13 protein-coding genes and 1 pseudogene are annotated in these 15,336 nt (G+C 69.9%); 11 read left to right on the plus strand and 3 right to left on the minus strand.

The genetic code is table 11. The features are described from left to right. Positions 1 to 768 (minus strand): amino acid ABC transporter substrate-binding protein, encoded by a 768-nt coding sequence (locus tag FNF32_RS07090; RefSeq protein ID WP_131672645.1) that lies wholly within the window; start codon positions 766 to 768, stop codon positions 1 to 3. 177 nt (positions 769 to 945) lie between these two features. Here FNF32_RS07090 and FNF32_RS07095 point away from each other — a divergent pair, with 177 nt between their 5' ends. Next, a complete protein-coding gene (locus FNF32_RS07095) occupies positions 946 to 1,467 on the plus strand; it encodes a hypothetical protein (protein ID WP_131672646.1) in 522 nt (173 codons plus the stop codon). A gap of 7 nt (positions 1,468 to 1,474) precedes the next feature. On the opposite strand, the gene trhO is transcribed toward FNF32_RS07095, so the two are convergent. Then, positions 1,475 to 2,362, minus strand: coding sequence for an oxygen-dependent tRNA uridine(34) hydroxylase TrhO (trhO, locus tag FNF32_RS07100; RefSeq protein WP_131672647.1), 888 nt, complete (start codon positions 2,360 to 2,362; stop codon positions 1,475 to 1,477). Positions 2,363 to 2,459: 97 nt separating this feature from the next. On the opposite strand from trhO, the gene pncA reads away from it, so the two are divergent. From pncA to FNF32_RS07115, 3 genes are all read left to right on the plus strand, one after another. Next, positions 2,460 to 3,053: a bifunctional nicotinamidase/pyrazinamidase gene (pncA, locus tag FNF32_RS07105; RefSeq protein ID WP_185961879.1), complete on the plus strand. Its 594-nt coding sequence runs from the start codon at positions 2,460 to 2,462 to the stop codon at positions 3,051 to 3,053. Continuing rightward, complete coding sequence (gene pncB, locus FNF32_RS07110; protein WP_131672648.1) at positions 3,050 to 4,357, plus strand: nicotinate phosphoribosyltransferase; 1,308 nt, start codon at positions 3,050 to 3,052, stop codon at positions 4,355 to 4,357. The genes pncA and pncB overlap by 4 nt, the downstream gene beginning before the upstream one ends. Positions 4,358 to 4,418: 61 nt before the next feature. Beyond that, the gene (locus tag FNF32_RS07115) at positions 4,419 to 5,219 is read left to right on the plus strand and encodes a hypothetical protein (RefSeq protein WP_131672649.1); all 801 of its coding nucleotides are present in this window, start codon (positions 4,419 to 4,421) and stop codon (positions 5,217 to 5,219) included. Positions 5,220 to 5,252: 33 nt separating this feature from the next. Here FNF32_RS07115 and FNF32_RS07120 read toward each other — a convergent pair whose 3' ends face one another. Further along, positions 5,253 to 6,911, minus strand: a complete 1,659-nt coding sequence (locus FNF32_RS07120) for an NAD+ synthase (RefSeq protein WP_143796548.1) — start codon at positions 6,909 to 6,911, stop codon at positions 5,253 to 5,255. Positions 6,912 to 7,087: 176 nt separating this feature from the next. On the opposite strand from FNF32_RS07120, the pseudogene FNF32_RS07125 reads away from it, so the two are divergent. The 7 genes and pseudogenes from FNF32_RS07125 to FNF32_RS07155 all read left to right on the plus strand — a co-directional run. Next, positions 7,088 to 8,533, plus strand: a pseudogene (locus FNF32_RS07125) (MORN repeat-containing protein); the annotation flags it as partial. A 496-nt stretch (positions 8,534 to 9,029) separates the two neighbouring features. After that, a complete protein-coding gene (petA, locus tag FNF32_RS07130) occupies positions 9,030 to 9,602 on the plus strand; it encodes a ubiquinol-cytochrome c reductase iron-sulfur subunit (protein WP_131672652.1) in 573 nt (190 codons plus the stop codon). A gap of 13 nt (positions 9,603 to 9,615) precedes the next feature. Continuing rightward, positions 9,616 to 10,941 carry a cytochrome b gene (gene petB / locus FNF32_RS07135; protein WP_131672653.1) on the plus strand — a complete coding sequence of 442 codons (1,326 nt, stop codon included), beginning with the start codon at positions 9,616 to 9,618 and terminating at the stop codon, positions 10,939 to 10,941. A 12-nt stretch (positions 10,942 to 10,953) separates the two neighbouring features. Beyond that, entirely contained in the window at positions 10,954 to 12,669 is a 1,716-nt protein-coding gene (locus tag FNF32_RS15745; protein ID WP_281285654.1) for a cytochrome c1, read from the plus strand. Between the two features lie 111 nt (positions 12,670 to 12,780). Continuing rightward, complete coding sequence (locus FNF32_RS07145; RefSeq protein WP_131672722.1) at positions 12,781 to 13,656, plus strand: ribokinase; 876 nt, start codon at positions 12,781 to 12,783, stop codon at positions 13,654 to 13,656. 54 nt (positions 13,657 to 13,710) lie between these two features. Then, the gene (locus FNF32_RS07150; protein ID WP_131672654.1) at positions 13,711 to 14,502 is read left to right on the plus strand and encodes a S49 family peptidase; all 792 of its coding nucleotides are present in this window, start codon (positions 13,711 to 13,713) and stop codon (positions 14,500 to 14,502) included. Then, complete coding sequence (locus FNF32_RS07155) at positions 14,502 to 15,323, plus strand: SDR family oxidoreductase (protein WP_131672655.1); 822 nt, start codon at positions 14,502 to 14,504, stop codon at positions 15,321 to 15,323. Before FNF32_RS07150 ends, FNF32_RS07155 begins: the two co-directional genes overlap by 1 nt. The last annotated feature ends 13 nt before the right edge of the window (positions 15,324 to 15,336 follow it).

Genomic DNA, 15,336 nt, shown 5'->3' on the forward strand with positions numbered 1-15,336 from the left:
TCACTTGGCCGCGGCGGGCGCGGCGGGCTTGGTGATGTCGGTGCCGAACCATTTCTGGCTGATCTTCGTCAGCGTGCCGTCGGCGGCCAGTTCGGTCAGCGCGCCGTCCACCTTGTCGCGCAGCGCGGTCCCGGCCTCGTCCTTGCGGAACGGCAGGGCGTTCTGGATCTCGCTGAACGGGGTCCCGGCGAGTTGCAGCGGCAGGCCGCTTTCCTTGATCGACTGGATCGAGCTCACGCGGTCCATCACAAAGGCATCGACCCGGCCAAGCGCGGTGTCTTGTTCGATGTTGCTTTCGTAGGTCTTGATGTCGATTTCCGAGGCATAGGGCAGCTCGCGCAGCAGCTGTTCGTAGTTGGACCCCAGGTTCACGGCGACCGTCTTGCCCTTCAGGCTTTCGGGGCCGGTGACCTCGTCATTGCCCTTGCGGGTGACGACCTGCGCCCCGTCAAAGACGTAGGGCTGCGAAAAATTGAACTGCGCCTGACGTTCCGGGGTGATGGTGATCTGGTTGGCGACGGTGTCGATGCGGTTCGCGCCAAGCGCGCCGATCAGGCCCGAAAAGCCCATGGTGACGAACTCGATCTCGTCTCCGGTCTTTTCGCCGACGGCGTTCAGCACGTCGACCTCGAACCCCTGCAGGACCCCGCCCTCGGTGAAGGTGAACGGGAAATAGCCGCCCGACATCCCCACCCGGATCGTTTCGGCCTGCGCCGCACCGGTCATCATGGCGAGAGCCATCGCCGCCGACATCAGCATCTTGTTCATGGAAAAAGCCTTTCCGGTGTGAAGCCTTGTGGCAACGATGTAGCCATCGTTCCTGTTCCTTGCCAGTGCGCTTCTGCGCGGGCCTTGCCAGTGCGCTTGTGCGCGGACGAGCCTCGACAGCCGTGCCCGTGCGCGACATCCTGAACCCGGCCGGGTGTGGCCGGGAAAGGGGTCGCGATGAGCTGGGAAGGTTTGCTGGCCGAGGCGCGGGCGGGGTCACGGTTGAAGGCGTCGCCCGACCACGGCGAGCGGCACTGGCGCGCGGTGGCGGCCACGGGGCTGGAGATCGCCCGCCGCGACGACCGCGCCGATGCGGCGATCTGCGTGGCCTTCGCGGTCCTGCACGACTGCCGCCGCGTCAGCGAATACCGCGACCCGCAGCACGGCCCCGCGGCCGCCCGCGTCGCGCGGGAAAGCCGGGCCCTTCGCGATCTTCTCGGCGAGGAACGGGCCGATATCGTGGCCACCGCCTGCCACGATCACGAGGGCACGATCCACAGCCGCGAATGGCCGCTGGTCGGCGCCTGTTTCGACGCCGACCGCTTCACCCTGGGCCGTGTCGGCATCGACCCGGACCCGCGCTATTTCTCGCTGATCCTCGACGATCCGGCTTTTTCCGAGATGGTGCGCTTCGCCCGGGCTGCCAGCGACGCGCCGCCGAAATGGGCCGACCTGTTCGCCGAATTCGCGTCGGCCTGACGCGCCATCAGTCCGCGAACAACTCGCCCCGTTCCACCTGCCGCTGCCGATCGCGGAAACGCGCGCGGTCCGCGTCGGAATATTCGCCCTCGCACAGGTGGCAGCGCACCCCTTCCTCGTATTCCGCGCGCGCGGTGTCCGCAGGCGTCAGCGGGCGGCGGCAGGCGTGGCACATGACGTGGCCGCCGGGTTCCAGCCCGTGGGTCAGGCTGACGCGCTGGTCGAAGACGAAGCAGGCGCCGTCCCACAGGCTGTCCTCGCGCGGGACATCCTCGAGGTATTTCAGGATCCCGCCCTGCAGGTGGAACACCTCCGCCACGCCCTGTGCCAGCAGGTAGTTCGTGGATTTCTCGCAGCGAATGCCGCCGGTGCAGAACATGGCGACGCGCTTGCCCTGGAAGCGGTGGGCGTTCGCCGCCCACCACGCGGGAAAGTCGCGGAAGGACTGGGTGCCAGGATCGACCGCGCCGCGGAACGTGCCGACCGCGACCTCGTAGTCGTTGCGGGTGTCGATCACCGCGACATCCGGCGCAGAGATCAGCGCGTTCCAGTCGGCGGGCGCGACGTAGCGGCCGACATGCGCGGTCGGGTCCACCTGCGGCACGCCCATCGTCACGATCTCGGCCTTGACCCGCACCTTCATCCGCCCGAATGGCATCGCGCCGGCGGCGCTTTCCTTGCACTCCAGCGCCGCGCATCCGGGCAGCGCGCGCAAGCCCGCCAGCACCGCGTCGATCCCGTCGCGCGTGCCGGCGATGGTGCCGTTCACCCCCTCGCCCGCGAGGATCAGGGTGCCGCGCACGCCCGCCCCCTCGCACAGCGCCAGCAAGCCCGGCTTCAGCGCGGCGGGGTCGGGGAAGCGGGTGAAATGGTAAAGGGCGGCCACGACGAACATGCGCGGGGCGTTAGTCGGCCCCCCGGTCCTTGGCAACCCCGCATTGACGCTGCCCGCCGGCCTTTCTACCGTTCGCCGATCCGCGAAGGGGACGATCATGCGCGCGCTCATCATCATCGACATGCAGGTCGATTTCTGCCCCGGCGGGGCGCTGGCCGTGGCGGGCGGGGACGAGATCGTGGACCCGATCAACGCCATGATGGGCGACTACGACGCGGTCGTTCTGACGCAGGACTGGCACCCGGCGGATCATTCGAGCTTTGCCGAAAGCCACCCGGGCGCGGCGCCGTTTTCCACCGTGACGATGGATTACGGCCCGCAGGTCCTGTGGCCCGCGCATTGCGTGATCGGCAGCGCGGGCGCGGCATTCCACCCTGGCCTGGCAGTGGACCGTGCCGACCTGATCGTCCGCAAGGGGTTACGCCGCGGCATCGACAGCTACTCGGCGTTCCGCGAAAACGACCGCGCGACCCCCACCGGCCTTGCGGGTTACCTGCGCGAATGGGGCGCGGACGACCTTCATTTCGTCGGCCTCGCCCATGATTTCTGCGTCGCCTGGTCGGCGATGGACGCGCGGCACTTCGGCTTCGACGCCACCGTCATCGAACCCGCGACCCGCGCCATCGACCTGAACGGCTCGCGCGACGCGGCCCGCCGCGCGATGCAGGACGCGGGGGTGAACCTCGCATGATGATCCCGACCATCGACATCGCGACCCGCGTCTACAACCACAAGTGGAAGATCGACCCGATCGTCCGCTCGCTGATCGACACAGACTTCTACAAGCTCCTGATGTGCCAGTCGGTGTTCCGCAACCGGCCCGACGTGGACGTAACCTTCCGCCTCATCAACCGGTCGAGGTCCATCCGCCTCGCCGACCTGATCGACGAGGGCGAGCTGCGCGAACAGCTGGACCACGCCCGCAGCCTGTCGCTGGCGCGCGGCGAAAGCACCTGGCTGCGCGGCAACACCTTTTACGGCAAGCGGCAGATGTTCCGCCCCGACTTCATGGAGTTCCTCGAACGGCTGCGCCTGCCCGCCTATCACCTGGAAAAGCGCGACGGCCAGTACGAGCTGACCTTCGAGGGCCGCTGGCCCGAGGTGATGCTGTGGGAAATACCCGCGCTGGCGATCATCATGGAACTGCGGTCGCGGGCGGTGCTGAAGGATCTGGGCCGGTTCGAGCTGCAGATCCTCTACGCCCGCGCGATGACCCGCGTGTGGGAAAAGATCGAGGCGCTGCGGGCGCTGGGCCCCGACCTGCGGATCGCCGATTTCGGCACCCGGCGGCGGCACAGCTTCCTGTGGCAGGACTGGTGCGTGCAGGCGATGATCGAGGGGCTGGGCCACCGCTTCACCGGCACCTCGAACTGCCTGATCGCCATGCGCCGCGACATCGAGGCGATCGGCACCAACGCCCACGAACTGCCCATGGTCTATGCCGCGCTGGCGGGCAGCGACGAGGAACTGCGCCAGGCCCCCTACCGCGTGCTGGCCGACTGGCACGAGGAACACGACGGCAATCTGCGCATCATCCTGCCCGACACCTACGGCACCCGCGGTTTCCTTGACGGCGCGCCGGACTGGCTGGCGGGCTGGACCGGCATCCGGGTCGATTCGGGCGACCCGGTGGCGATCACCGAATACGCGATCGCGTGGTGGAAAAGCCGGGGCGAGGACCCGACGCAGAAGCTGGTGATCTTTTCGGACGGGCTGGACGTCGACCAGATGGCGGCGCTGTTCCAGCGCTTCAACGGCCGGGTGAAGGTGAGCTTCGGCTGGGGCACGCTGCTGACCAACGACTTTCGCGGCCTGGTGCCGGGCGACGGCCTGGCGCCGTTCAGCCTGGTGTGCAAGGCCGCATCCGCAAACGGCGAGCCCACGGTCAAGCTGTCGGACAACCCCGAAAAGGCAACCGGTCCCGCGGACCTGATCGCGCATTACCGGCAGGTGTTCGGGGTGGGCGAGCAGGTGGGGATGGAGGTTGTGGTGTGAGGGGGGTGGCGCGAGAGACTGCGCGCGCCTTGACGAGCGGCTGATCGGAGGGATTTGCCAGGTGGGGCTTTTCGACTTGATCAGACCGGGTCGCCCGCAGCGTCCCGAATGGGAACCGCGTCTGTCCGATGCGCTGCACGAAACCGGTTCGTACCGCGTCACCTACGACGGCTGGACGCCTGCGTCGCTGCCCGGTGACCCGATCCTGGATTGGACGGCAAGGTTTCCAAGGCGCGAGGCCATCCGCGTCTCGGACAGTCTGATCGCGATCGCGCCGGCGCGCGCCGAAGTCGCAGCCTTGATGCTGGAACGAGCGGGCCTCGCGCCGCGCCGCGATGCCGAGGACTGGAACGGGATCGAGCGGTATCTGATCGCATTGGCAGAGCCCAGCAAGGAGCCGCGCGACGCGTCCCTGCCTCATCCGGTGATGCGCCCGGCCTATTGCGCGTTCTTGCTGGACGTCGCCCTGCTGTTTGCCGAACGGGCAATGCTGCATCGCCCCGCGCTGCGGCTGGTGCGCGCCGATGCGGAGCGCGCGTGGAACGCGCGATGGCTACGGCAGGCACCGCGAATAATCGACCACCAGGGGGAGTTCTACCTGTATCCGGTCGAAGTGCTGTTCGACCTCGGCGCCCGCGCCGTTCTTGGCGATACGCGCGAGCGCAACCTTGCATGCCATCTTGACGCTGAGTTGTGCGACGACATCGACGAAGACGACGAAGTCCGGCTGTTCTGGGACGGCTTCGTCAAGCAGCACGGCCGCTTCCCGACCCATGAGGAGCTAGCCGAGTTCGCCGTCAAGAACGAGTACAGAGCCAAGGACATCCCGGTCGAACTTTACCGGCTGCTGCTCGATCCCTGACCCGCCGTCACCCCCCGCCGATACCTCTCGCCGTCACCCCTCGTCGCGCCACTTGTTCACCAGCGGATAGCGCCGGTCCAGCCAGAAGCTGCGGGGCGACAGGCGGGGCCCCGGCGCGGCCTGGTAGCGCTTCCATTCGCTGCCGTAGAGCAGGCGTTCGACATGCTTCACCGTCTCGCGCTCGAACCCCTGCGCGACCAGTTCGGCGACCGAGGCGTCGCGTTCCACGAGGCCGGTCAGGATCGCGTCCAGCACCTCGTAGGGGGGCAGGCTGTCCTGGTCGGTCTGGTCCGGGCGCAGTTCGGCCGAGGGGGGCTTGTCGATGATGGTCTGCGGGATCACCTCGCCGCCCGGCGCCGCCATCCAGTCGCGGTGATTTCCGTTCCGCCAGCGGCAGGTCTGGAACACGCGCGTCTTGTAAAGGTCCTTGAGCGGGTTATAGCCCCCCGCCATGTCGCCGTAGATGGTCGCGTAGCCGACCGCGACCTCGGACTTGTTGCCGGTCGACAGCAGCAGTTCGCCGTGCTTGTTCGAAATCGCCATCAGCAGCAGGCCGCGCAGGCGGGACTGGATGTTTTCCTCGGTCAGGTCGGGTTCCGTTCCGGCCATGACGCCGGCGAGCGCGGCGCCCACCGCCTCGCGCGGGCCCTCGATCGGGATCGTGTCCAGCCGGATGCCGAGGCGCGCGGCCAGCTCTGCCGCGTCGTCCAGCGAGTGCTGGCTGGAATAGGCCGAGGGCAGGCGGACGCCGCGCACGTTTTCCGGCCCCAGCGTGTCGGCGGCGATGGTCGCGACCAGCGCGCTGTCGATCCCGCCCGAAAGCCCCAGCACGACCTTTCGGAAGCCCGATTTCCGCATGTAGTCGCCAAGCCCCACGCACATCGCGCGGTAGTCCTGTTCCCATTCGCCGGGCTGCGGCGCCATCGTCCCCGGCCCGGCCCGCCAGCCCGCGGCGGTGCGGACGAAATCGACATGCTCGATCGCGGGCTCGAACGGGGCCAACTGCACGACCTTGTGCCCGCCCGGGTTCAGCACGAACGACGCCCCGTCGTAAAGCTGGTCGTCCTGCCCGCCCACCATGTTCAGGTAGGCTGCGGGCAGCCCGCTTTCGACCACGCGGGCGACGATGTGGCCCATCCGCAGGTCCAGCTTGTTGCGGTGATAGGGGCTGCCGTTCGGCACCACGAGGATCTCGGCCCCGGTTTCCGCCAGCGTTTCCGTCACCGGCTGCCACCACGCATCCTCGCAGATCGGGCTGCCGATGCGGACCCCGTCCACCACATAGGGGCCGCTGATCGGACCGGGGTCGAACAGGCGCAGTTCGTCGAAGAGCTGCTTGTGCGGCAGTTCGTGCTTGAACACCCTGGCCGCGATCCGCCCGCCCTGAAGGATCAGGTAGCCGTTATACAGGCTTTCGCCCTCGGACCACGGCGCGCCGATGGCCAGCGTCGGGCCGTCCGCGCAGGCGGCGGCAAGGGCGTCCAGCGCCGCGTGGCAGTCGCGCAGGAAGGCCGGTTTCAAGACCAGGTCCTGGGTCTGGTAGCCGGTCAGGAACATCTCGGGCAGGGCCACCATGTTCGCGCCCGCGTCGCGCCCCTGCGCCCACGCGTCCAGCGCCAGCGCGGCGTTGCCGGCAAGGTCGCCCACGGTCGCGTTCAGCTGGGCGAGGGTCAGGCGGAAGCGGTCGATCATGGGTCTATCCTGCGGGGCGTCGGGCGGACGATAGGGCAGCCGCCGGGCGAGGGAAAGCGGCCCGGAAGGCGGCCCCGCGCGCGGGTGCGGCAAAGCAGGGCTTTGCCCCGTAGGGCGGCATGGGCTAAGGCTGGGCCCATGGCAGGACGGCACTTTACGGCGGCGGGGATCGGGCAATGAAGGCGGCAATCGGCAAGACATTCGCGGGGCTGGCCGTGGCGGCGATGCTTGCGGCCCCGGCCCTGGCCGAGCCGGTCGTGACCAAGCAGTACGAGGACGGCGGCGTCTACGAGGGCACGTTCCGCAACGGCCGCCAGCACGGGCAGGGGTCCTATACGCTGCCCTCGGGCTATCGCTACGAAGGCGACTGGGTGGACGGGCAGATCGTGGGCCAGGGCCGCGCGACCTATCCCAACGGCTCGACCTATGAAGGGCATTTCGACGCCGGCAAGCCGAACGGAAAGGGCAAGATCACCTATGCCGACGGCGGCACCTATGACGGCGACTGGGTTCAGGGCGAGATCACCGGCCAGGGCACCGCGACCTATGCCAACGGCTCGACCTACAGCGGCGGCTTCTCGGGCGCGCTGCACGACGGCAAGGGCACGCTGACCCAGCCCAACGGCTACCGCTACGAAGGTGACTGGATTCAGGGCGCCAAGGAAGGAACCGGCAAGATCACCTATCCCGACGGCTCGATCTACCAGGGCGGGATGCTGGCGGGGATGCGCGCGGGCCAGGGCAAGCTGACCATGCCCGACGGGCTCGTCTATGAAGGCGTCTGGGCGGCGGGGCGGATGAACGGCAGCGGCAAGCTGATCCAGCCCGGCGGCGACGTCTATCAGGGCCAGATGAAGGACGACCAGCGCCAGGGCACCGGCACCGCCACCTACGCCAACGGCGACACCTATGCGGGCGGGTTTCGCGCCGACAAGCGCCACGGCCAGGGCAAGTTCACCGGCACCGACGGCTACGTCTACGAAGGCGAGTGGGTCGATGGCCGGATGGAGGGGCAGGGCCGCGTGACCTTCCCCGACGGCTCGATCTACGAGGGGGCGCTGGTCGCGGACCAGCCGCAGGGGCGCGGCCGGATCACCTATCCTGACGGCGCAAGCTACGAGGGCGACTGGGCCGCCGGCGTGATCGAGGGGCAGGGCCGCGCGACCTATGCCAACGGCATGGTCTACGAGGGCAGCTTCAAGGGCGCGCGGAACGACGGGCAGGGGCGGATGACCTATCCCGACGGCTACGTCTATGACGGCGCGTGGCGGGACGGGCAGCGCCACGGCAACGGCACCGCGACCTATGCCGACGGCACCACCTATGCGGGCGGCTTCGTCGCCGGCATGCGCGAGGGGCAGGGGACGCTGACCACGAAAGACGGCTTTCGCTACGAGGGCGGCTGGCGGTCGGGCGAGATCGACGGCGAAGGGGTCGCGACCTATGCCAACGGCGACGTCTACACCGGCAGCTTCGTGGCCGGAAAGCGGCAGGGGACCGGGGTGATGCGCTATGCCTCGGGCCAGGTGGCGCAGGGCGAGTGGCAGCAGGACCAGCTGGCGCGGCCGACGCTGGCCGACCCGGCCGCGACGCAGGACGGCGCGGAGGCCGACCCCGCCGCGACGCCAGGCGACGCGCCGGCCGACGCGGTCGCGACGCCCGCGATCCCGGCCGAGGCCGCGCCGGCAGACGCCGCAGGCCAGCCGGCCCCCGTGCCGGCGGTGCCCACGCCGCCTGTGGATGCCGCCTCTGGCGATCAGGCGTCGGTCGAACAGGTGTCGGGCGATGAAGCGACCGGAGAACAGGCGCCCGGCACCGAAGCCGCGCCCGCCGGTCCGGCGGCCGATCCGACTGCCGATCCCGCCCCCGCCACAGCCCCGGTTGCGCCCGCCGCTCCGCCCGCCGCCGACTGACGGCCACGGATTACGCCCGCGTTTTCCGCCCCGTGCCCTGCCGACGCGCGAATCCCACACTGCGACGATATGCGCGCACCGTCACCGCGTGGCCGCTGGACTGGCCGAAACAACGCCGCTAGAAGCGCCTACGCGAGGGCCGCATTTTTGCGGTCCGAAGACCTGTCGCACCGGCCCGCCGACGGCCAGGAATTGGAGAAAGCCCGTGTCCCACGCAGACGATCACGCAGGAGATCACGGCACCACCCGGAGGGACTTCCTCTACTACGCGACCGCCGGTGCCGGCGCCGTCGCGGCGGGGGCTGCCGGCTGGACCCTGATCAACCAGATGAACCCCTCGGCCGACGTGCAGGCGCTGTCCTCGATCCAGGTCGACATCAGCGGGGTTGCCGAAGGCACGCAGCTGACCGTCAAGTGGCTGGGCAAGCCCGTTTTCATCCGCCACCGCACCCCCGCCGAGATCGAGAAGGGCCGCGCCGACGACAGCGCCGCGCTGATCGACCCGCAGGCCGAGAACGCCAACAAGCCCGGCGAGCCCGCGACCGACGTGAACCGCACGATGGACGAGGAAGGCAAGTGGCTGGTCATGCTGGGCGTCTGCACCCACCTCGGCTGCGTGCCGATCGGGGACGGCGCGGGCGACTTCGGCGGCTGGTTCTGCCCGTGCCACGGGTCGCACTACGATACCGCGGGCCGCATCCGTAAGGGTCCGGCGCCGCAGAACCTGCACATTCCCGTCGCGACCTTCGTCAACGACACCACCATCCAGCTGGGCTGAGGAGACGCGACCAATGGCCGGTATTCCCACGGAACACTACGAACCCAAGTCGCGGGCCGAGCGGTGGATCCACCGCCGCCTGCCGGTGGTGGAACTGATCGTCGACTTCGTCACCCTGCCCACGCCCAAGAACCTGAACTGGATGTGGATCTGGGGCATCATCCTGACCTTTTGCCTGGTGCTGCAGATCGTCACCGGGATCGTGCTGGCGATGCACTATACCCCGCACGTGGACATGGCGTTCCGTTCGGTCGAGCACATCATGCGCGACGTGAACGGCGGCTACATGCTGCGCTACCTGCACGCGAACGGCGCCTCGCTGTTCTTCTTTGCCGTGTACATGCACATCTTCCGCAACCTCTACTACGGCAGCTACAAGCCCCCGCGCGAGATCACCTGGATCATCGGGATGCTGATCTACCTCGCCATGATGGCGACGGCGTTCATGGGCTACGTGCTGCCGTGGGGCCAGATGTCGTTCTGGGGCGCCACCGTGATCACCGGCCTCTTCGGCGCGATCCCGGGCATCGGGCCGTCGATCCAGGAATGGCTGCTGGGCGGCCCGGCCGTGGACAACGCCACGCTGAACCGGTTCTTCTCGCTGCACTATCTGCTGCCGTTCGTGATCGCCGCGCTGGTCGTCGTCCACTTCTGGGCGTTCCACACCACCGGCAACAACAACCCGACCGGCATCGAGGTGCGCCGCACCTCGCGCGAGGAGGCTGACCGCGACACCGTCCCGTTCTTCCCCTACTTCGTGATCAAGGACCTGCTGGCGCTGGCCTTCATCCTGATCGTGTTCTTCGCGGTCGTGGGCTACATGCCCAACTACCTCGGCCACCCCGACAACTACGTCGAGGCGAACCCGCTGGCGACGCCCGCGCACATCGTGCCGGAATGGTACTTCCTGCCGTTCTACGCGATCCTGCGCGCCTTCACCGCCGACGTCTGGATCGTGCAGATCGTCAACTTCCTGAGCTTCGGCATCATCGACGCCAAGTTCTTCGGGGTGCTGGCGATGTTTGGCGCGATCCTGGTGATGGCGCTGGTGCCGTGGCTGGACACGAGCCGCGTCCGCTCGGGCCGGTTCCGGCCGCAGTTCAAGTGGTGGTTCTGGCTGCTGGCCGTGGACTTCGTGGTGCTGACCTGGGGCGGCGCGCAACCGGCCGAAGGGATCTATCCCTACATCTCGCTGGTCGGCGCGGCCTACTGGTTCGCCTACTTCCTGGTGATCCTGCCGCTTCTCGGCCTGATCGAGCGTCCGGCGCCGATGCCCACGACGATCGAGCAGGATTTTGACGAACACTACCGGCCTTCGGCCGCCCATCCGGCCGAATAAGGAGCGCGCGAGATGACCTTCAGAACCGTTACGCTGACGGCGGTCGCGGCGCTGTCCCTGGGCATGGCCGCAAGCCAGGTCCAGGCGCAGGCCCAGACCATCACCGTTCCCCTGAACGAACCCGGCACCGCCGCCCCCGCCCAGACCGGGCCGGGCACGGTCGTGACCCGCGGCTCGGACGGCGCCACCACGGTCGACACCGTAGGCGGCGTCGCGGCGGGCAGCGCGCCCGCGGTGCCTGCGAACGATGCGGCGGCCCCTGCCGCGCCGGCCGCGACCGACACGTCGGCCGCGCCTGAAACCACCCAGACCCCCGGCGCGACCGGCGGCGTCGCGGCCACGGGTCCGGGCGCCGCCCCGGCCACCGGCTCGATCGCCGACCCGAACGCCACCAGCGCCGAGGCCGATCCGTCCGCCGAGGCCGCCAGCCCCTCGGGGATGACCGGCGGCGCGACCGTCGAATCGGGTGCGGGCAACGTCGTCTCGGGCACCACCGACGCGCCCGCGACCGACGGCGTGACCAGCACGGGCGTGCCAGCGGCCCAGCCGCAGCAGCCCGCAGTGACCGACGCGGCGACGACCGAAAAGACCGGCGGCGACGTGTCGGACAACGAATCGACCCCGCGCCCGACCGCCGAGGGCACGACGCCCGCGCCGCAAAGCTCGGACGCCGAGGCGACCTCGACCGCGCGTTCCGGGACCGCCGCGCCTGACGGGGCACCAGCGACGCCCACGCCGACCCAGTCGGCGGGCGAGCCGCCGGCGGCGCCCAAGGAAGGGCTGCCCGCCTCGGCCACCGAGGAGCAGGTGACCGCGCCGGTTCCGGTCGGGACCGAGGAAGGCGAAGCCGTCGTCGAGGACGCGCCCGCCCCCGCGGCGTCCGACGCCGCCGCCCCGGAAGGTGCGGCCGACACCCCCGCCGACGGCCAGGATCATGCGGCCGCGCCCGAAGGCGCCGACGCCCATGCCGCCGAGGGCGCGCCCGCCGCCGCTCACGCCGCGCATGTCGAGGACGTGGACTTCTCGTTCGAGGGCCCGTTCGGCCGGTTCGACCAGTTCCAGCTTCAGCGCGGCCTTCAGGTCTATACCGAGGTCTGCTCGGCCTGCCACGGCATGAAGCAGGTGGCGATCCGCAGCCTGTCGGACGAGGGCGGCCCCGGCCTGCCCGAGGATCAGGTCCGCGCCTATGCCGCGCAGATGACGATCATGGACGCGGAAACCGGCGAAGAGCGTCCGCGCCTTCCGACCGACCACTTCCCGACCGTGACCGGGCTTGGCATGGGTCCCGACCTGTCGCTGATGGCCAAGGCGCGCGCGGGCTTCCACGGCCCCTACGGCACCGGCATCAGCCAGCTGATGAACGGGATCGGCGGGCCGGAATACATCCACGCCATCCTGAACGGCTATACCGGCGAGCAGAAGGAAGAGGCGGGGTCGGTCCTTTACGAGAACACCGCCTTCGCCAGCGGCTGGATCGCCATGCCGCCGCCCCTGCAGGCCGACCAGGTTGCCTTCGCCGACGGCGCGCCGGCCGACGTGGACAGCATGTCGATGGACGTCACCTCGTTCCTGATGTGGGCGGCCGAGCCACACCTGATGGACCGCAAGCAGGTCGGCTTCATCTCGGTGCTGTTCCTCATCGTCCTGACGGTGCTGCTGTACCTGACCAACAAGCGCCTGTGGTGGCCGCTCAAGCACGGCCGGGACCGGCTGAACGACGGCCGCTGAACCGCCGCCACACGGCCAAGACATCGGAACGCGCCCCCCGGGGGCGCGTTCGTCCGTTTCAGGGACGCGCGGGTCGCGGGCATTGCTCGGATGCGCAGACAGCGGGGCGACATGACGATCTTCAACCTCGGCTCGATCAACGTCGATCACGTCTATCGCCTGCCGGCTCTGGCCCAGCCGGGCGAGACGATTGCGGCGCGAACGCTGTCGCGGGGCCTGGGCGGCAAGGGCGCGAACCAGTCCATCGCCGCGGCCCGCGCCGGCGCGGCCGTGCGCCACGTGGGCGCTATCGGCGCGGCCGACGGATGGGTGGCGGACACGCTGCGCGCGGCGGGGGTGGACGTGCGCGGGGTCCAGCGGCTGGCCGACGAGGCGACGGGCCACGCCATCATCATGGTGGACGACGGCGGCGAGAACGCGATCGTCATCCACGGCGGGGCCAACCACGCGCTGCCGCAATCCGCCGTCACCGCCGGGCTGTCGGGCATCGGTCCCGGCGACACGCTGCTGTTGCAGAACGAGACCGCGCACCAGCGCATCGCCGCCGCGCAGGCGCAGGCGGCGGGCGCGCGCGTCATCTATTCCGCCGCGCCGTTCGATCTGGCGGCCGTGCGCGACGTCATCCCCCACCCCACGATCATCGCCGTGAACGAGGGCGAGGCGGCGCGGCTGCAAGCCGGCATCGAAGGCCCGCTGCCGGTCGCGGGGCTGCTGGTGACCATGGGCGGCAAGGGGGCGGAATACCGCGACCTGACCGCCGGGCGGGTGACGCGGCAGGACGCCTTTCCGGTGACCCCGGTCGATACCACCGGCGCGGGCGACTGCTTCGCCGGGTGGTTCGCCGCCGGGATGGACGAGGGGCTGGCGATCGAGGCGAACCTGCGCCGCGCCGCCGCCGCCGCCGCCCTGCAGGTCACGCGGCCGGGTGCGGCCGACGCGATGCCCACGCTGGCCGAAGTCGACGCGATCCTGACCCGCGGGCGCTGAGCGTGTGCAGGCCCCGCGCTTGCGGCGCGCGGGCGTGGTGCCTATCTGCCAGTCATGCGTATTCCCATTCTGAAGTCCGCACCGTCGGTTGCGGTGATCCGCCTTCACGGCACCATCGGCGCGGCCACGCGGGGCGGCGGGCTGTCCGATGCGGCGCTGGCGCCGCTGCTTGAACGCGCGTTCCGCAAGGGCCGCCCCGTCGCCGTGGCGCTGTCGATCAACTCGCCGGGCGGCTCGCCCGTGCAGTCCTCGCTGATCGCCGACCGTATTCGTCGCCACGCGGACCGCCGCCGCCTGCCCGTCCACGCTTTTGTCGAGGATGTGGCCGCGTCCGGCGGCTACTGGCTCGCCTCCGCCGCAGACGACATCTGGGCCGACCACAGCTCGCTTCTGGGATCGATCGGGGTGATCGCGGCGGGGTTCGGCTTTTCCGACCTGATCGCCCGCCACGGGATCGAGCGCCGGGTCCACACCGCCGGCCGGTCAAAGTCGATGCTGGACCCTTTTCGCCCCGAAACGGCCGAGGACGTGGCGCGGCTGGAACGCCTGATGGCGCCCATGCACGAGGCGTTCAAGGCACAGGTCGCGGCGCGGCGGGGCGCGCGGCTGGCGCAGGGGCTGGACCTGTTCACAGGCGACGTGTGGACCGGCGCGCAGGCGGTCAAGGTGGGCCTGGCCGACGGGATTGCGCATCTGGAACCCAAGCTGCGGCAGCTGTACGGCGACAAGGTCAGGCTGCGCCCTTATGGCGCGCGCAAGCCGTTCCTGCGGCGGCTCGGCATGTCGGCCGACGATCTGGTGGGCGCGGCCCATGACCGGCTGATGTGGCCGGGGGCGGGGGCCTGATGGCAACGCAGGGCGCGACACGCGGGCCGCGATTGGGCGCGGCGCTGGTCACCGGTGCAGGCCGGCGGCTGGGCCGGGCGATGGCGCTGGCGCTGGCCGCGCGCGGCTACGACGTGGCGATCCACTATTACCGATCGGCCGAGGATGCGGAGCGCACGGCGGACGACGCCCGCGCGCTTGGCGTGCGCGCGGTGACGCTGCAGGCGGACCTGCTTGATCTGGACCGGGTCGAGGCGCTGGTGCCCGAAGCCGCGCGGCAGCTGGGTCCGCTGGCGGTGCTGGTCAACAACGCCTCGGTCTTTGAACACGACCGCATCGACACCGCGACCCGCGAGTCGTGGGACCGGCACCTGGGTTCCAACCTGCGCGCGCCGTTCGTCCTGTCCCAGCACTTCGCCGCACATGTCCCGCCCGCGCCGGACACGGGCGCCGAACCGGGCCCTACCGCGCTGATCGTCAACATGGTCGATCAGCGCGTCCTGAAACCGACGCCCGAGTTCATGACCTATTCGCTCGCCAAGGCCGGCCTGTGGGCGCTGACGCGGACGATGGCGCAGGCGCTTGCCCCGCGCATCCGGGTGAACGCGATCGGCCCCGGCCCGACGCTGCGCGGCGACCGCCAGAGCGAGGATCACTTTCGCCGCCAGCGCGCCGGAACGATCCTGGGCCGTGGCGCCGACGCGCAGGACGTCTCGGCGGCGCTGGTCTACCTGCTGGACGCGCGGGCGGTCACCGGGCAGCTGATCTGCGTGGACGGCGGGCAGCACTTGGCTTGGCGGACGCCTGATATCGTCGGGTCGCCGGGGCAGGCGGGGGCTTGAAGGATGCCGGGTT

Origin of the sequence: Paracoccus marinus, from assembly GCF_007018965.1 — a bacterium.
Classification (GTDB): Bacteria; Pseudomonadota; Alphaproteobacteria; order Rhodobacterales; family Rhodobacteraceae; genus Paracoccus; species Paracoccus marinus.

Coding starts and splice junctions, on each gene's coding strand:
- FNF32_RS07120 (WP_143796548.1), bottom strand. CDS start 6,911: ATGATCGACCGCTTCCGCCTGACCCTCGCCCAGCTGAACGCGACCGTG.
- trhO (WP_131672647.1), bottom strand. CDS start 2,362: ATGTTCGTCGTGGCCGCCCTTTACCATTTCACCCGCTTCCCCGACCCC.
- petB (WP_131672653.1), top strand. CDS start 9,616: ATGGCCGGTATTCCCACGGAACACTACGAACCCAAGTCGCGGGCCGAG.
- FNF32_RS07090 (WP_131672645.1), bottom strand. CDS start 768: ATGAACAAGATGCTGATGTCGGCGGCGATGGCTCTCGCCATGATGACC.
- FNF32_RS07145 (WP_131672722.1), top strand. CDS start 12,781: ATGACGATCTTCAACCTCGGCTCGATCAACGTCGATCACGTCTATCGC.
- FNF32_RS07155 (WP_131672655.1), top strand. CDS start 14,502: ATGGCAACGCAGGGCGCGACACGCGGGCCGCGATTGGGCGCGGCGCTG.
- FNF32_RS15745 (WP_281285654.1), top strand. CDS start 10,954: ATGACCTTCAGAACCGTTACGCTGACGGCGGTCGCGGCGCTGTCCCTG.
- pncA (WP_185961879.1), top strand. CDS start 2,460: ATGCGCGCGCTCATCATCATCGACATGCAGGTCGATTTCTGCCCCGGC.
- FNF32_RS07150 (WP_131672654.1), top strand. CDS start 13,711: ATGCGTATTCCCATTCTGAAGTCCGCACCGTCGGTTGCGGTGATCCGC.
- FNF32_RS07095 (WP_131672646.1), top strand. CDS start 946: ATGAGCTGGGAAGGTTTGCTGGCCGAGGCGCGGGCGGGGTCACGGTTG.
- pncB (WP_131672648.1), top strand. CDS start 3,050: ATGATGATCCCGACCATCGACATCGCGACCCGCGTCTACAACCACAAG.